The sequence below is a fragment of the Pseudonocardia xinjiangensis genome, assembly GCF_012911925.1.
In the GTDB taxonomy this organism is placed as follows: Bacteria; Actinomycetota; Actinomycetes; order Mycobacteriales; family Pseudonocardiaceae; genus Pseudonocardia; species Pseudonocardia xinjiangensis.
The window spans coordinates 25,559-39,992 of sequence record NZ_JAAXKY010000060.1 but is presented as its reverse complement, the minus strand read 5'-3'; the positions used below and the strand labels follow the sequence as shown (position 1 = coordinate 39,992).

The window sequence follows — 14,434 nt, the reverse complement described above, 5'->3', positions numbered from 1 at the left end:
GCCCACCCCAGCAGCGGTCCTCCGGCCAGCCCCGCCGCGCTCCACACGGCGGCGGTTCCGAGCCCTCCGGCCCCGAACGTGTCCCCGAGCGTGGACGCCGCGTAGTAGCCGCCGCAGGTGGCAAGCATCATCACCGCCCCGGCCCAGGCGGCGAGCGGGCGGGCACGTATCAGCGCACCCGCGACGGCAGTCCAGATGATCCAGGTGGACACCGAGTTGGTCGCCCGCTCCAACAGGGGTGTCGTTCCGTGCAGGCCGTACGTTGCCGAGCCGAGCAGCAGCCCGAAAGCCGCGGTCGCGGTGAGGACGATGACGGGGGTGACGCGACGGGACGCAGTTACGGCAGCCACACCGCAGCACTCTACGAACGAATGCGTGCCCCTCAGCGGACCCAGTGCTCGTCCGTCAGATCTCCCCGTGCCACGAACCGATATCACCCACGCCCGAGATCCACTTTTCGATACACGCTCTAGGGCTGGAACGTGAGCTCCGGGGTCACCGCCACCTCGAGGAGCAGGGGTTCGCGCCGGTCGGCGAGGGTCGGCACCACGGCGTCCAGGGCCTCGACGAGGTCGTCGTAGGTGTCCACGCGCCGGGCCGGGCAGCCCAGCGCCAGCGCCAACCCGTGGACGCTGACCTCCTCGAACGCGGGCCACGGCGCCTTGCCACCGCCGTGCTGCTCGGCCAGCCGGTCCATCACGGCGTAACGGCCGTTGGCGAGCACGACGAACAGCACGCCGCAGCCGTAGTGGGCTGCGCTCCACAGTGACTGGATGCCGTAGAGCGAGGACCCGTCGCCCACCACGGCGACCACCGGACCGTCCGGCCGGGCCATGCGCACGCCGATCGCCGCGGGCATCGCGAACCCGAGCCCGCCCATCGCCGCGCTGAGGAACCCCAGCGGGCGCCGGGCGGGCAGCAACCGGTGCAGGTCGGGGCGGCTGGACGGGGTCTCCTCGACCACGACCGTCTCGGGCCGGAGCCGCTCGGCCAGCGCCGCCATCACGTGGGCGGCGCGCAGCGGCTCACCCTCCTGCGGAGGCAACGGCGGCGCCGGCCGCTCCGAACGGGTCGTGGCCGGCGGGCGTTGTGGCACCCGTTCGGCGAGCAGCCGGCAGACCGGCGCCGGACCCGCCACCACGGCGAGGTCGACGGGGCTGTGGTGCGCGTCCTCGACGTCGTCGGTGACCAGCGCGACCGTCGTGCCGTCCTCGACCAGCGGGCCGGGCTCGAACGGGTACTGCCGGAACACCGGCGCGCCGACGACGAGCACGACGTCGTGGCCCGCGAGCGCCTGCCGCAGGCGCCCCCGGCCGGCCGGGAGGTGCCCGGCGAACTGCGGGTGGTCCTGCGGGAACCCTGCCCGGGCCGCGAACGACTCCTGCCAGACCGGACACTGCAGCCGCTCGGCGAGGGCGACGAGGGCGGCCCACGTCGCGGGGTCGTCCGCGTCCGCGCCCACGACCAGCGCCGGGGAGACCGCCCCGACCAGCAGGCCGGCGAGTGCGTCGACGGCAGCGGGCTCCACGGCCGACGCGCGGTGCAGCACCACCGGCGCGGGCACGGGGGTGTCGTCCGCGGGAGCCGCCCAGTCGTCGCTCGGCACGATGACGAGCGCCGGACCCCGGCCGTCGCGCGCCTCGTGCCAGGCCCGGGCCACCGCGCCCGGCACGTCCTGCGGACGGGCCGGTGTCGTGACCCAGACCGGGTACCGCCCGGCCAGCCCCTCCAGGTCACCGGCCAGGAACGGCTGCAGCGCGAGGTGGCGGCGGTCCTGCTGGCCCACGATCACCACCAGCGGCACGCGGTTGACCCGTGCGGTCGCCAGCGCGCCGACCGCGTTGCCCAGGCCCGCCGTCGTGTGCAGGTTGACGAGAGCGGGCCGGTCCATGGCGGTGGCCCAGCCCGTGGCGATGCCGACGACCGAGCCCTCGTGCAGCGCGAGGACGAAGTCGACGTCGTCGGGCAGGTCGGTCAGGAAGGCCACCTCGGTGGAGCCGGGGTTGGCGAAGATCGTGGTCAGGCCGTGGCGGCGCAGGACGTCGAACGTCGCGTCGCGGACCGTGCGGGTGGGGGCACTCATCCGGTGGTCGCCTTCTCGACGGCGGCGGGTTCGCCGGTGCGGGCCACGACGGCCACGGAGACCGCGCCGATGGCCGCCACCGCGGCGAAGATGTAGAAGCCCCACGGGTAGGCGAGGCCGGCACTGAGCAGCGCGCCACCGATCAGCGGGCCGGAGATCGCACCGAGCCTGCCCACCCCGCTGGCGGCGCCCAGTGCCGTGCCGCGGGCCGCCGCCGGGTAGAGCTGGCTCACGTAGGCGTAGACCAGCACCTGGGCGCTGAACACGAACACCCCCGCGAGCAGCACGCTGATGTACACCCCGACGCCGGGCAGCCGCACACTGAGCAGGGCCAGGAACAGCGCGGCGGCGCTGAACCAGGCGATGGCAGAGCGGCGGGTGCCGATCCGGTTGGCCACCTGCCCGGCGACGAGCAGACCCGCCACCGCGCCGACGTTGAGCACGAGGAGCAGCGCCAGCGCGGCACCGAGCTCGTACCCGGCCGACCGCATGATCTCCGGCAGCCACGTGTTCAGCCCGTAGACCAGCAGCAACCCCATGAACGACGTCACCCAGAACGCGAGCGTGGCGCGCAGGTACCCGCCCCGGAACAGGATCGTCACCGGGTTGCGCTCGCCCGCACCGCTCGCGGTGACGCCGGCGGCCCGCTCGCGCAGGAACGACTCCGACTCGGGCAGGTACCGCAGCAGCAACGGCACGAGCACCAGCGCGGGCAGTGCCCCGAGCACGAACATCGGGCGCCACCCCCAGGCCGGGATCACGACGATGCCCAGCAGGGCGGTCAGGACCGCGCCGACGTGGTAGCCGGTCATCAACGTGGTGGTGGCACTGCCGCTGCGGCCCTGGCGGGCGTACTCGTTGACCAGCGCGAGCGCAACGGGCAGCACGCCGCCGAGCCCGAGGCCGGCGAGGAAGCGAAGGAGCCCGAAGACCCACGGGTTCGGGGCGAACGCGCACAGCAGCGTGAGGACGGAGAAGCCGATGACGGTGAGCAGCATCGTCCGGCGCCGCCCGATGATGTCCGTGACGGGGCCGATCGCGAGCGCTCCGACCATCACACCGAGCAGGCCGACCACCGAGATCAGCGACGCGGTGCCCGGTGTGAGCCCCCAGTCGGGATAGCGCAGCAGGGGCGGCAGCACCACGCCCAGCACCACCAGGTCGAAGCCTTCGAGGGCCACGGCCGACCAGCACAGGGGCGCCACCCAGCCGTCCCGGCGCGCACGAGGGTTCGTCGGGTTCACCGTTGAATCCGCGGACATGACCCCACCTTTCTCCGTTGGGCGGGAGTATGGGCGGCAGGTCCGCGCCCGTCAGCGCCTCTTCCCGCCCAGTGGAGAACGGGGGCCGAGCGCCCGGGTCACCGCCGCCGCCGTGACCCGCACCGCAGGCACCAGCAGCTGCAGGTTCTCCGTGCTGCTGGGCACCACCACGGACAGGCTCGCGACGACCTCCCCGGACGGACCCACGATCGGCGCCGCGACGGACGACGCGCCGTCGGTCATCTCGTCGCGGGACAGGCAGTAGCCGGTGCTCCGGATATCGGCGAGAGCCCGTCTGAGCCGGCCGGGGTCGGTGATGGTGCCGGCGGCCGTCCGGGGCAGCTTCCGCGCCAGGAACTCGTCGACGAACTCGGCCGGGGCGTGCGCCAGCAGCACCTTGCCGGGCCCGCTGGCGTGCAGCGGCAACCGGCGGCCCACCCGCGACCGCACCGGCACGTCGGTGTGCCCGGCAAGCCGCTCGACGAAGAGCGCCTCGTGATCGTCGAGGACGACGAGGTGGACGACCTGCCCCGTGACCGCGGCGAGGTCCTGCAGGGCAGGCAGCGCGGAGTCGCGCAGGTCGCGGGCCACGGGGGCGAGGGAGCCGAGCTGCCACAACCGGATGCCGATCCGGTACCGCCCACGCGCGGGCCGCTCCAGCACGCCCCACTCCACGAGCTCCGCGACGAGCCGGTGCGTGGTGGCGGAGGCCAGCCCGGTGGCCGCTGCGATCTCCCCGAGCGTCTGCTCCGGGCGCTCGTCGGAGAACGACCCGAGCACGGCGAGCGCGCGGCCCAGCACGGACCTGCCCCGGCGGGAGTCCCCCATCGCCACTCCCTCCCCGTCCGTCGGCACGCCGATGAGTTCCGCGCCGGGGGGCGGTCCTACCGCCGTACGTCCGCCTCCCTCACCCGAAGGAAGATCTCATGTCCTCCACCACACGCACAGCCTCCACCGGCCGCGTCTCCCACCGCATCCTGTGGGGCGTCCAGATCCTGATCGGTCTCTTCCTCGTGATCGGCTCCGCGATGCCGAAGTTCTTCGGCGAGGCGTACGCGGTGGACATCTTCACCCGGATCGGAGCAGGCCAGTGGTTCCGCTACCTGGTCGGCGTCCTGGAGCTGGCCGGCGGGATCGGGCTCCTGACCCCATGGCTGGCCGCACCGGCGGCACTCGGGCTCATGGGCCTCATGATCGGGGCCGCCTTCACCCAGGCTGTGGTGCTCGACGCGCCCGCCATGGTGCTGACGCCCGCGATCCTCTTCGTCCTGCTCGCCGCAGTCGCGTGGGGGCGCCGCGAGCAGTTCGCGCAGGTCCTCGAGATTGCAGCAAAGCCACTTTCACGCAACGTCGTTGCATGAACGTGGCTTTGCTGCATCCCCGGGGGGTCTGCGCCGCCCTAGATCGTCCGCGTGCTTCCGCCGTCGATGACGTGCTCCGCACCGACGATCGACGAGGCCCGGTCCGACACGAGGAAGGTGACGAGCTCGGCCACCTCATCCGGCCGGGCCGGGCGGCCGAGCGGGATGCCGCCGATCGAGTCCATGATCGTCCGGCGCGCGGTGTCCTCGTCGACGCCGTCCGCGGCCGCCAGCGCGCTGACCATCCCGCTCGCCCCCGCCGTCTCGACGAACCCGGGCGAGACGGTGTTGACCCGGATCCCCTTCGGGGCCATCTGGCCGGCGAGGTTCTTGCTGTAGCTCGTCAACGCGGACTTGGCCGCCGCATACGGCACGGTCGTGGGGAGCGGCACCCGCCGCTGGACCGAGGTGACGTGGACGATCGCTCCCCTGCCCTGCTCGATCATCGACGGGAGCAGAGCCCGGTCGAGCCGCACGGCGGAGAACAGGTTGACGGCGAACTCGTGCTGCCAGTCGTGGTCGGAGAGGGCGAGCACGCCGCCGGGCTCCTGGCGGGACCCCCCGACGACGTGGACGACGATGTCCACGCCACCCAGCCGGTCGAGGGCCGCTCGCGCCACCCGCGCCACCCCGTCCGGTGTGCTGACGTCGGCGGCCACGAACAGCTCGGGGTCCGGCAGGTCGGCGGGTGTGGACCGGGCGGTGGTGATCACGGTGGCGCCCGCGGCGGTGAGCCGGGCGGAGACCGCGGCCCCGATACCGCCGCGGGTGCCGCCGGTGACCACGGCTCTGCGGCCGTCGAGCTCACTCATCACGGCGCTCACGGGCAGATCGTGAGGGCGGTGATCCGGCCCTCGGAGACGGTGAAGTGCTGGTGCAGCTCCACGGGGCTGCCCGGGAAGTTCCCGGCGACGCGGATCCGCACCAGGGTGGCGGCGCCGCTGCGGCGCGTCCCGAGCACGGTGCGGGTGAGCTCGTAGGTGGCCGAGATCGAGTCGGTCCAGGCGCGGATCGCGTCGGTGCCGATGTGGTCGCGGCCCTCGTCGTGCACGACTGCGTCGTGGGCGAAGCTGTCGAGGACGGTGCCGGCGGCGCCGCCGTCCTTCGCCTCGAGGTAGGCGGCGACGGCCGCAGGGATGTCGTCGGACATGGGTGTCTCCCGGTTCGTGTGCAGTCCTGTGTTCGTTGTCGACGCCGAGGCGTCCCGGCGGTCAGTCGCCGGTGGTGGTGAGGTCCTGGTCGCCGATGACGCGCAGCAGGCTGAGCTTCTCGGCGGTGTCGCTGCCCGGTGGTGGGGTGAAGACGAGCACCCGCTGGTCCTCGGCGGGAGTCAGCAGGGTCTCGCTGTCGAGCTCGATCAGCCCGATCTGCGGATGCAGCACCCGCATGCGGCTCCGCCTCCGGACGGCGACCTCGTGCCGGTCCCACAGGGTCGCGAACTCCGCGCTGGCGGCGCGGAGCCGCCGGACGAGCCCCGCGGCCCCGGCGTCGCCGCCGCGGCGGGCGACGGCGGCACGCAGGTCCGCCACGTGCACCCGGCTGAGGTACTCGTGCTCGTCCTGCGGGTGCGCCGCACGCACCCGGGGGTCGGTGAACCACCGCACCACCACGTTGCGGGACTCCTCCCGCTCCGAGCAGACCTCCCCGAACAGGTACCGGGCCATCTCGTTCTGGGCGAGGAGGTCACCGAGGTCGCCGAGGATCTGCGCGGGCGTGGCGGGCAGCGCGTCGAGCAGGTGCATCAGCCCGGGCCGGACGTGGTCGCCCGCGAGCCGCCCCGTCGGCGCCTGATGTCCGGCCAGTACGTAGAGGTGGTCGCGCTCGTCGTCGGTGAGGCGCAGCGCGCGGGCCAGCGCCGCGACGACCTGGGTGGAGGGCTGCGAGCTGCGCTGCTGTTCCAGCCGCATGCAGTAGTCGGCCGACACCCCCGCCAGCTGCGCGACCTCCTCCCGGCGCAGGCCCGGCGTGCGCCGCCGCGAACCGGCCGTGAGCCCGACGTCCGCCGGGCGCAGCTGCTCCCGGCGGCGACGCAGGAAGTCGGCGAGCTCGCGGCGGTTCATGGCTCCGAGCATCACCGCTTTTCCGGCCCCGTGCCACGGAGAGCGAGTCCTAGCCTGCGCCGGGCATATCCGGCACCCCGTCCGCGTTCCACCCACCGTACTACTTGCACACGCAACAACTGGAGGCGAGACATGCAGCTCGGCATCTTCTCGGTCGGCGACGTCACGCCCGACCCGACGAACGGCCGCACGCCCACCGAGGCGGAGCGGATCAAGGCGATGGTCACGATCGCACTGAAGGCCGAAGAGGTCGGGCTGGACGTGTTCGCCACCGGTGAGCACCACAACCCGCCGTTCGTGCCGTCGTCACCGACGACGCTGCTCGGCTTCGTCGCCGCACGCACGAAGCGGCTGGAGCTGTCGACGGGGACCACGCTGATCACCACGAACGACCCGGTGAAGATCGCCGAGGACTACGCGATGCTGCAGCACCTCGCGGACGGCCGGGTGGACCTCATGATGGGGCGCGGCAACACCGGTCCCGTCTACCCGTGGTTCGGCCAGGACATCCGCAACGGCATCGCGCTGGCCGTGGAGAACTACGCGCTGCTGCGCAGGCTGTGGCGCGAGGACGTGGTCGACTGGGAGGGCCGGTTCCGCACGCCACTGCAGAGCTTCACCTCGACCCCGCGACCGCTCGACGGCGTGCCCCCGTTCGTCTGGCACGCCTCGATCCGCAGCCCCGAGATCGCCGAGCAGGCGGCCTACTACGGCGACGGCTTCTTCCACAACAACATCTTCTGGAACAAGGAGCACGTGCAGCGGATGGTGGAGCTGTACCGCACGCGCTTCGAGCACTACGGCCACGGTGCGGCCGACCAGGCGATCGTCGGGCTCGGCGGCCAGGTGTTCATGCGGAAGAACTCGCAGGACGCCGTACGTGAGTTCCGCCCGTACTTCGACAACGCCCCCGTCTACGGCCACGGCCCGTCGCTCGAGGACTTCACGGACCTGACAGCACTCACGGTCGGCAGCCCGCAGCAGGTGATCGAGAAGACGCTCTCCTTCCGGGAGATGGCAGGCGACTACCAGCGCCAGCTGTTCCTCATGGACCACGCCGGGCTGCCGCTCAAGACGGTGCTGGAGCAGCTGGACATCCTGGGCGAGGAGGTCGTGCCGGTGCTGCGCCGTGAGTTCGCGGCGCTGAAGCCGGCCCACGTCCCGGACGCCCCGACGCACGCGAGCCTGCTCGCGGCGGCCGTGTCCGAAACGAAGAACGAGGAGGTCGTGGCATGACCAGCCGCAGGATCGCCGTGGTGAGCGCCGGGATCAGCGTCCCGTCCTCCACCCGGCTGCTCGCCGACCGGCTCGCCGCCGCCACGGCGTCGACCCTGCGCGAGCGCGGGGTCGACGCGGACGTCGACGTGATCGAGCTGCGCGACCACGGCCACGAGCTCGTCGACAACGTGCTCACCGGGTTCCCGGGTCCGTCGCTGGCAGCGGCGCTGAGGTTGGTGACGGACGCGGACGGCCTGATCGCCGTCACGCCGACGTTCTCCGCGTCCTACAACGGCCTGTTCAAGCTGTTCTTCGACGTGCTCGAGCCCGAGTCGCTGGCCGGGAAGCCGGCGCTCATCGCCGCCACCGGCGGCACCGGCCGCCACTCGCTCGCGCTGGAGCACGCCGTGCGCCCGCTGTTCGCCTACCTGCGCGCGCTGGTGGCGCCGACGTCGGTGTTCTCGGCGCCCGAGGACTGGGGCGCAGGCGGCCGGACGGCGCAGTCGCTCGACCAGCGGATCGCCCGGGCCGCCGGGGAGCTGGCCGACCTCGTCGCCGTCCGTCCCGCGCAGAAGGCGGCGGACCCGTTCCTGGAGCCGACCCCGTTCGAGCAGCTGCTGAACGGATCGTGATCCCCGGCGCGCGCCTCCAGCGCGCCGTCGCCCCGACTCCTGGTGGGCGCGGTGACCGCGGCCCTACGATCTCCGCGTGCGGTCCCGGACGCCGGGACGGAACGGGAGACGACAAGGGATGCGGACCGTCGCGCTCCTCGCCTACGACGGGGCCCAGGTCCTCGACCTCATGGGCCCCGCCGAGGTGTTCTACGTCGCGAGCGAACTGGCGGGCGGCGATGCGTACCGCGTCCACCTCGTCTCGCCGGACGGGCGCGACACCGTCAGCGCCTCCGGTCTCCGGATGGGCGTCACGTCGTCGCTCGCGGATCTCGACGACCCGATCGACACGTTCCTGATCCCCGGCACACCCCACTGGGCGCGTCTGATGCGGGACGAGCCGCTCCTCGCCGTGCTCCACGGCGGGGCGGCCAGGGCCCGGCGCGTGGCGGCCGTCTGCGCCGGCGCGTTCCTGGTGGGCGCGGTCGGCCTGCTGGAAGGCAGGCGCGCCACCACGCACTGGATGTTCCTCGACGACCTCGCCGAGCGCTTCCCCACCACCACCGTGGAGCGTGGCCCGATCTTCGTGGGCGACGGGCCCGTCTTCACCTGCGCGGGCGTGAGGGATCGATCTCGCGCTGGCCATGGTGGAGGCCGACCACGGCCCGGAGCTCACCCGGCAGGTCGCCCAGTTCCTCGTGGTGTTCATGCAGCGCCCTGGCGGGCAGGCCCAGTTCAGCGTCCGGATGCAGGCGCAGCCGCCCGCCCGGTCACCGCTGCGCGCGATCCTCGACGCCGTCGTCGCGGACCCGGCGGCCGACCACCGGCTGTCGGTGCTCAGCGAACGTGCCGGGTTCAGCGAGCGGCACCTGGCACGGGTGTTCCTCCGCGAGATCGGCATGACCCCGGCCCGGTACGTCGAACAGGTGCGGGTCGAGGCCGCCCGCGCGCTCCTGGAGACCTCGGACGCCCCCCTCGACGTCATCGCGCGCCAGGCCGGGCTGAGCTCCACGGAAGCGCTGCGGCGCAGCTTCACCCGCGAGGTGGGCACCACCCCGCACGCCTACCGGCAGCGCTTCCGGACCACGGGGGTGGCGACCACGACCGCCGGGTGATCTCCCGCCTCACGCCGGGATCTCGACACCCGCCCCGATGGGCAGCCAGCGCACCCGGCCCCGGAGGTCCTCCGGCGCCCCCGCGAACTCCCGCTCGACCGCGTCCCGGCCCTGCCTGAAGTGCTTCCAGCCCTCGTAGTGCACGGGGACGACGGTGCGCGGGCGGACGAGCCCGACGGTCTCGACGGCCTGCGCGGCCGTCATGGAGTAGCGCACCGGCCCCGTCACGGGGAACTGGACCCCGCCGAGGTGCAGGAGCGCGGTGCCCACCTCCAGGCGGTCGGCGACCTCCCGAACCCCGTCGTAGAGCACGGTGTCGCCGGAGATCCACAGCACCCCGTGCTCCTGGCCGTCCCAGCGCAGGGCGAAACCGATCACCTCGCCGACGATCGCGTGGCTGCCGGGCGGCCCGTGCCGGCACGGGGTGGCGGTGACCTCGATCGTCGGGCGGCCCGGCGCCTCGAGATGCGTGGTGTCCCAGGCCCGCAGGCCACGGGCACTCCCGCCCAGCCGGCCCGCGCCGGGGACGGTGGTGAGGACCGTGCCGGCCGACGGCAGCAACGCGCGCCCGGCGTCGTCGAGGTTGTCGCTGTGGTGGTCGTGGGTGAGCAGCACGGCATCGATCGGCCCGAGGTCCGCGACGGCGACGGCAGGTCCGACGAGCTTGCGCGAGGACGTCCCCCAGCCGAAGGCGTACCTCCGGCCGGGGGCGTCGAACGTCGGATCGGTGAGCAGCCGCCAGCCACCGACCTCGATCAGCGCCGTCGGACCGCCGATGTGGGTGATCCGAACTGCCGTCACGCTGTGGTCGCCGCTCCTTGCGTGAGCTTCGCGGACGCGTGCCGGGCGGCCCAGGCCAGCGCGTAGTCGGCGATCTCCTCCCAGCCCTGCTGGGCGGGCAGCAAATGGCACTTGCCGCTGAACTCGGCGACCTCGGTGACCGTTGCGGATTTGTAGTGCTTCGCGTTGGACCACTGGATCTTCGCCGGCATCAGGTGGTCCTCGGTGCCCGCGACGAACAGCAGCGGCGCGCGCTGGTCGTTGTGGTAGTCGACGTAGGTGCCCTGGTGGCCGGGCACCAGGTTGGCCAGCGCCGACTCGAATAGGATCGAGCCGGAGGCGGGGATGTGGTAGCGATCGTAGAGCGCCCGCGACTCCTCCTCCGTGAAGGTGTTCGTGAACGCGTAGTGCCACTGCTCGTGGGTGTAGCCCACGGCCTTGTGCCGGTTGGCCGGGTTGCCCAGCACCGGGAACGTCGCCTTGATCTGGCTGAGCGGCACCACCGGCACGCCCTCGGTGGGAGCCGAGTTCAGCGCCACGCCCGCGGCCCCGAAACCGTGGTCGAGCAGGATCTGCACGAACGCGCCACCTGCGGAGTGCCCCATCAGGATGGGCGGGGTGTCGAGTTCGCGGACCACGGACTCGAGGTGCTCGACGATCCCGGGGATGGTGGCGGCCTCGATCGGCGACGGGTCCGCGTTGAGGGCCTCCACCTCCACCTCGTACCCGGGGTAGGCGGGGGTGATCACGCGGTAGCCCTGCTGCTCGTAGCGCGTGACCCAGTGCTCCCAGCTCCGGGGCGTCACCCAGAAGCCGTGGATCAGCACGATCGTGTCGGTGCTCGAGTCGCTGCTCAAGTTCGTCCTTCCCAGACGGAGTCCTGAAAGGAGCATCGAGGTCGAGACGGTGACGAACAAGGACATGACGCCCTTGTTTACGGACATTTACCCCGCGGACCGGGGCCGGCGAGCCCTACGCCATGGCGGCGAGTTCCTGAAGTGGCGCCTGCAGCCTCGCCGCCACGACCGGATCAGTCGCATGCAGCTCGCTGATCAGGGCCGCCGTCGCCCCTCGGAGAGCGCGGCGGAGCTCGCCCGGCTCCAGCTCGCGGACCAGCGCATCCCGGGCGGCCGTGGTGATCTCCGCGGGCAGCCGGTCGGCCCCCTTGGCGTACGTCGCGGGAAAGCCGAGCCGGAGACAGGCCAGCGCGAGGGTGTGGTCGCGCACGGCACTGATCCAGTACTCCGCCTGCCACAGGGCTCCGCGCTCCACCGAGCTTCGGGCGTGCAGGACGTGGTGCCATGCGAGTCCGATCACGTGGGCCGGGTCCGCGGGAACGGTGCTCGCCCGATCGGCCGGCTCACCGAAGACCACCTGGAACCCACCGCTGCCCACGGGTCCGAAACCGGTGGCGGGGGTGAACCCGAGATCGATCTCCAGCAGGTCACCGAGGAGGAAGGCGCGGTACACCGCCGGCTCCGGTCGCAGATCGAAGTGGTGGACGGCGCCGAGCTCTCCGTAGACGAAGTGGCTCCAGTCGCGGAGCACCTCCTCGACCCCGCCATCGACGCCGAAGAAGAGATCGACGTCGGACCAGCGGTCCTGCGCGTTGCCGGTCGCCGAGCCGGTGATCGCGGCGCCGCTGATCCGAACGTCGCTCCGGGCGCGGTCGAGAAGCCGCGCCCGGACCTGATCGCGCCGCTCCGCCGTGAACACGGCTCGAGAGTAGCGACATGATCGCCCCACGCGGGTGAGGTCGACCTGGTGGGGGTTGGTCGCGGACGCAGGCCCGCTCACGTCGATCTCGCGCGCTCCAGGGCCCGGGCGAGCTGCGCGAGGATGCGGTCGGGGCGGTGCAGGATGTCGAACTTCGTGTACCGGTAGATCCGCCAGCCCTTGTCGACGAGAGTGGTGTAGCGGCCGACGTCGCGCAGCACTGCGCCCACATCGGCGTGCCCCTCGCCCTCGTACTCGATGCCGATCAGGTGCTCCGGGTAGGCCAGGTCGAGCCATACCGCGGTGCGCGACCGCTCCTCCTGCACCACCCACTGCGCTTCGGGGCGGGGCAGGCCGCCCTGCACGATGAGCATCCGCAGCCGTGACTCCATCGGTGAGCCGGCCCTCCGGTCGGCGTGTGCGAGCACCTGGGCGATGCCCTCGTTCCCCCGAGCGCCCGGGTAGTGGCCGCCGAAATGCAGCAGCAGGTCCGGCGCGAACCCGTGCCGGTTGGCCAGAGCGTCGACGGCGACGACGCGCTCGACGAGATCTCCGCGGCGCGCGAGGTCGTAGGCCGTGCGCACCGGGCTCGTGACCTCCAGCCCGTCGACGGCCCGGATCTCTCCCGGGGCCAGCCGCTCGCGGCGCACGAGCAGCCCGGGCGGGGTGCGCTGCCCCCGGTGCGGCACCGTCACCTCGGGCGGGGCGTTGCGCGGCCCGCACGAGGCCCCGAGCACCTCGGCCGCGGAGTAGCCCGACAGCACCCCGCGGCCCTCGACGTAGCGGTACGCGGCGTGCGAGCGCAGAGTCAGGTCGGGCGGCGGCGTCTCGGGCGCCGCGACGTAGGTGTCGGGGAACAGCCGGAGGAACCGGGGGCCGCGCAGCCGGTCCCGGGTGACGAGGCCGGCGGCGACGGCAGCCGACCCGCGGAACGCCACGGGCCACCCGGGAACACCAGACATGCCCCGAGGATGGACAGGGCCGGGCCGCGGCGGGCGCGTTCCGCAGAACTGCCCGCGAGATCGACCTCAGCGGGGTGCTCGGAACCGGAAAACCCCCACCGCGTCGATCTCGAGCGGCGCCTACTCCACCCACCCGGCCCGGCCGAGGATCTCGCGGATGACGGGCCACTTCGCCTCGGCGTAGTAGTTGATGTCGCGCCACTCCCGTTCGGCCAGCTCCCGCTTGGTCCTCTCGTAGAGGTCGCGGTCCGCGTCGCTGGCGCGCAGCCGGTCGCGGAAGGCCAGGTACCTGCGGGTCTCGACGTCGTCGGGCGGATAGCAGTGCAGGTTGACCGGCTCGTCGGGCTCGCCGATCCGCAGGCAGCGATGCCCGGGCTCGCGGGCGCCCACCTCGTAGCCCGCCGCCTCCAGGTCGGGAAGGTAGGCCGGCTCGTCGTCCGGGTCGTCGATCCCCACGACGATGTCGACGATCGGTTTGGCGGCGAGGCCGGGCACGGAGGTGGAGCCGATGTGCTCGATCAGCCGGGCCCGATCGCCGAGGATCCGGCGGAGGTCCGCGGCCCGCGCGGCGAACCGGACGGGCCATTGTGGGTCGTACTCCGCGAGTACGACGCGGGTGGGGCGCAGCGGGCGCATGAGAATGGCGCTGAGGACGTCGTCGGTGAGGGGTTCGCCGGCCATCGGGACAACCTTTCGGTGGGCAGCAGGCGAACGTAGCTCCGGCACCCGCGCTCGATCAACGCGGTTACGTCAGTCGCGGTCGGGATCCGGGTGGACCGCGACGAACACCGACCAGGGCCGTCCTCCCGGGTCGGGCGTCCGGGCCGCGAACTCCTGCAGCACGTCGTCGAGCCGCCGGACGAGCTCGGCGTGGCCGGCGTCGTCGAGCCGCAGGCCGAGGCGGGAGACGGAGAGTTCGTCCTCGCCGACGTCGGACGTGGTCTCCAGGAACGCCTCGATCATCGGGCGCGACGACCGGTGCTCCTCGAGCATCCAGGACTTGCGGGTGGCGCGGTACGGCACGGGACGCGACCCGCGGGGGCCCTCCTGCACGGGCAGGGCCTCGAGGAACCCGGTGGCCCGGAGCGTCCGCACGTGGTGCAGGACGCTCGCCGGGGGGCGGCCCAGCCGCTCGGCCAGCTGGGCGTTGGTCATCGGCTCGTCCAGGCACATCCGCAGGATCCGCAACCGCAGTGACGACGCGAGAGCCTTCGCCTCGGCGTCCGTCGCGGGGCGCCGACGGGAGTCGGAGGGGTCCACGACGAC

Annotated in this window: 17 protein-coding genes and 1 pseudogene; 5 read left to right on the top strand and 13 right to left on the bottom strand. The window is 72.8% G+C overall.

The window, feature by feature from the left end; all coding sequences use genetic code 11:
- The 4 genes from HF577_RS18980 to HF577_RS18965 form a co-directional block, all read right to left on the bottom strand.
- The coding region (locus tag HF577_RS18980; protein ID WP_211174489.1) for a DUF6518 family protein at nt 1–350 on the bottom strand (350 nt) is incomplete at its 3' end.
- 119 nt (nt 351–469) lie between these two features.
- Nucleotides 470–2,083 carry a benzoylformate decarboxylase gene (mdlC, locus tag HF577_RS18975; protein WP_169397226.1) on the bottom strand — a complete coding sequence of 538 codons (1,614 nt, stop codon included), beginning with the start codon at nt 2,081–2,083 and terminating at the stop codon, nt 470–472.
- Nucleotides 2,080–3,345: an MFS transporter gene (locus HF577_RS18970; protein WP_169397225.1), complete on the bottom strand. Its 1,266-nt coding sequence runs from the start codon at nt 3,343–3,345 to the stop codon at nt 2,080–2,082. Before HF577_RS18970 ends, mdlC begins: the two co-directional genes overlap by 4 nt.
- 51 nt (nt 3,346–3,396) lie before the next feature.
- Nucleotides 3,397–4,173 carry an IclR family transcriptional regulator gene (locus HF577_RS18965; RefSeq protein WP_169397224.1) on the bottom strand — a complete coding sequence of 259 codons (777 nt, stop codon included), beginning with the start codon at nt 4,171–4,173 and terminating at the stop codon, nt 3,397–3,399.
- A 98-nt stretch (nt 4,174–4,271) separates the two neighbouring features.
- Between HF577_RS18965 and HF577_RS18960 the strand changes: the two genes are divergently transcribed.
- Nucleotides 4,272–4,706, top strand: a complete 435-nt coding sequence (locus HF577_RS18960) for a DoxX family protein (RefSeq protein ID WP_169397223.1) — start codon at nt 4,272–4,274, stop codon at nt 4,704–4,706.
- 38 nt (nt 4,707–4,744) lie between these two features.
- On the opposite strand, the gene HF577_RS18955 is transcribed toward HF577_RS18960, so the two are convergent.
- From HF577_RS18955 to HF577_RS18945, 3 genes are all read right to left on the bottom strand, one after another.
- The gene (locus tag HF577_RS18955; protein WP_312859229.1) at nt 4,745–5,530 is read right to left on the bottom strand and encodes an SDR family oxidoreductase; all 786 of its coding nucleotides are present in this window, start codon (nt 5,528–5,530) and stop codon (nt 4,745–4,747) included.
- The gene (locus HF577_RS18950) at nt 5,527–5,856 is read right to left on the bottom strand and encodes a nuclear transport factor 2 family protein (RefSeq protein WP_169397222.1); all 330 of its coding nucleotides are present in this window, start codon (nt 5,854–5,856) and stop codon (nt 5,527–5,529) included. The genes HF577_RS18955 and HF577_RS18950 overlap by 4 nt, the downstream gene beginning before the upstream one ends.
- A gap of 61 nt (nt 5,857–5,917) precedes the next feature.
- Nucleotides 5,918–6,766 (bottom strand): helix-turn-helix transcriptional regulator, encoded by an 849-nt coding sequence (locus tag HF577_RS18945; RefSeq protein WP_169397221.1) that lies wholly within the window; start codon nt 6,764–6,766, stop codon nt 5,918–5,920.
- A gap of 132 nt (nt 6,767–6,898) precedes the next feature.
- Here HF577_RS18945 and HF577_RS18940 point away from each other — a divergent pair, with 132 nt between their 5' ends.
- The 4 genes and pseudogenes from HF577_RS18940 to HF577_RS38470 all read left to right on the top strand — a co-directional run bounded on the left by HF577_RS18940 (nt 6,899) and on the right by HF577_RS38470 (nt 9,710).
- Complete coding sequence (locus HF577_RS18940; protein ID WP_169397220.1) at nt 6,899–8,002, top strand: LLM class flavin-dependent oxidoreductase; 1,104 nt, start codon at nt 6,899–6,901, stop codon at nt 8,000–8,002.
- Entirely contained in the window at nt 7,999–8,616 is a 618-nt protein-coding gene (locus HF577_RS18935) for an FMN reductase (protein WP_169397219.1), read from the top strand. The genes HF577_RS18940 and HF577_RS18935 overlap by 4 nt, the downstream gene beginning before the upstream one ends.
- A 118-nt stretch (nt 8,617–8,734) precedes the next feature.
- A pseudogene (locus HF577_RS38475) lies at nt 8,735–9,163 on the top strand (DJ-1/PfpI family protein); the annotation flags it as partial.
- A gap of 76 nt (nt 9,164–9,239) precedes the next feature.
- Nucleotides 9,240–9,710 carry a GlxA family transcriptional regulator gene (locus HF577_RS38470; RefSeq protein ID WP_246266625.1) on the top strand — a complete coding sequence of 157 codons (471 nt, stop codon included), beginning with the start codon at nt 9,240–9,242 and terminating at the stop codon, nt 9,708–9,710.
- A gap of 9 nt (nt 9,711–9,719) precedes the next feature.
- Here the strand turns inward: HF577_RS38470 and HF577_RS18925 are convergent, their stop codons facing one another.
- The 6 genes from HF577_RS18925 to HF577_RS18900 all read right to left on the bottom strand — a co-directional run bounded on the left by HF577_RS18925 (nt 9,720) and on the right by HF577_RS18900 (nt 14,428).
- On the bottom strand, nt 9,720–10,511 hold the full coding sequence (locus tag HF577_RS18925) for an MBL fold metallo-hydrolase (protein WP_169397218.1): 792 nt from the start codon (nt 10,509–10,511) through the stop codon (nt 9,720–9,722).
- Nucleotides 10,508–11,347: an alpha/beta hydrolase gene (locus HF577_RS18920; protein WP_246266623.1), complete on the bottom strand. Its 840-nt coding sequence runs from the start codon at nt 11,345–11,347 to the stop codon at nt 10,508–10,510. The genes HF577_RS18925 and HF577_RS18920 overlap by 4 nt, the downstream gene beginning before the upstream one ends.
- Nucleotides 11,348–11,462: 115 nt before the next feature.
- On the bottom strand, nt 11,463–12,206 hold the full coding sequence (locus HF577_RS18915; protein ID WP_169397217.1) for a nucleotidyltransferase family protein: 744 nt from the start codon (nt 12,204–12,206) through the stop codon (nt 11,463–11,465).
- Between the two features lie 77 nt (nt 12,207–12,283).
- Complete coding sequence (locus HF577_RS18910; protein WP_169397216.1) at nt 12,284–13,168, bottom strand: hypothetical protein; 885 nt, start codon at nt 13,166–13,168, stop codon at nt 12,284–12,286.
- A gap of 120 nt (nt 13,169–13,288) precedes the next feature.
- Nucleotides 13,289–13,849: a GrpB family protein gene (locus HF577_RS18905; protein ID WP_169397215.1), complete on the bottom strand. Its 561-nt coding sequence runs from the start codon at nt 13,847–13,849 to the stop codon at nt 13,289–13,291.
- 69 nt (nt 13,850–13,918) lie between these two features.
- Entirely contained in the window at nt 13,919–14,428 is a 510-nt protein-coding gene (locus HF577_RS18900) for a winged helix-turn-helix domain-containing protein (RefSeq protein ID WP_211174488.1), read from the bottom strand.
- Nucleotides 14,429–14,434 lie beyond the last annotated feature (6 nt).

Excerpts from the sequence above, each read along its gene's own strand:
- mdlC (WP_169397226.1), bottom strand. The coding sequence starts at position 2,083 with ATGAGTGCCCCCACCCGCACGGTCCGCGACGCGACGTTCGACGTCCTG.
- HF577_RS18970 (WP_169397225.1), bottom strand. The coding sequence starts at position 3,345 with ATGTCCGCGGATTCAACGGTGAACCCGACGAACCCTCGTGCGCGCCGG.
- HF577_RS18965 (WP_169397224.1), bottom strand. The coding sequence starts at position 4,173 with ATGGGGGACTCCCGCCGGGGCAGGTCCGTGCTGGGCCGCGCGCTCGCC.
- HF577_RS18960 (WP_169397223.1), top strand. The coding sequence starts at position 4,272 with ATGTCCTCCACCACACGCACAGCCTCCACCGGCCGCGTCTCCCACCGC.
- HF577_RS18950 (WP_169397222.1), bottom strand. The coding sequence starts at position 5,856 with ATGTCCGACGACATCCCTGCGGCCGTCGCCGCCTACCTCGAGGCGAAG.
- HF577_RS18945 (WP_169397221.1), bottom strand. The coding sequence starts at position 6,766 with ATGAACCGCCGCGAGCTCGCCGACTTCCTGCGTCGCCGCCGGGAGCAG.
- HF577_RS18940 (WP_169397220.1), top strand. The coding sequence starts at position 6,899 with ATGCAGCTCGGCATCTTCTCGGTCGGCGACGTCACGCCCGACCCGACG.
- HF577_RS18935 (WP_169397219.1), top strand. The coding sequence starts at position 7,999 with ATGACCAGCCGCAGGATCGCCGTGGTGAGCGCCGGGATCAGCGTCCCG.
- HF577_RS38470 (WP_246266625.1), top strand. The coding sequence starts at position 9,240 with ATGGTGGAGGCCGACCACGGCCCGGAGCTCACCCGGCAGGTCGCCCAG.
- HF577_RS18910 (WP_169397216.1), bottom strand. The coding sequence starts at position 13,168 with ATGTCTGGTGTTCCCGGGTGGCCCGTGGCGTTCCGCGGGTCGGCTGCC.
- HF577_RS18905 (WP_169397215.1), bottom strand. The coding sequence starts at position 13,849 with ATGGCCGGCGAACCCCTCACCGACGACGTCCTCAGCGCCATTCTCATG.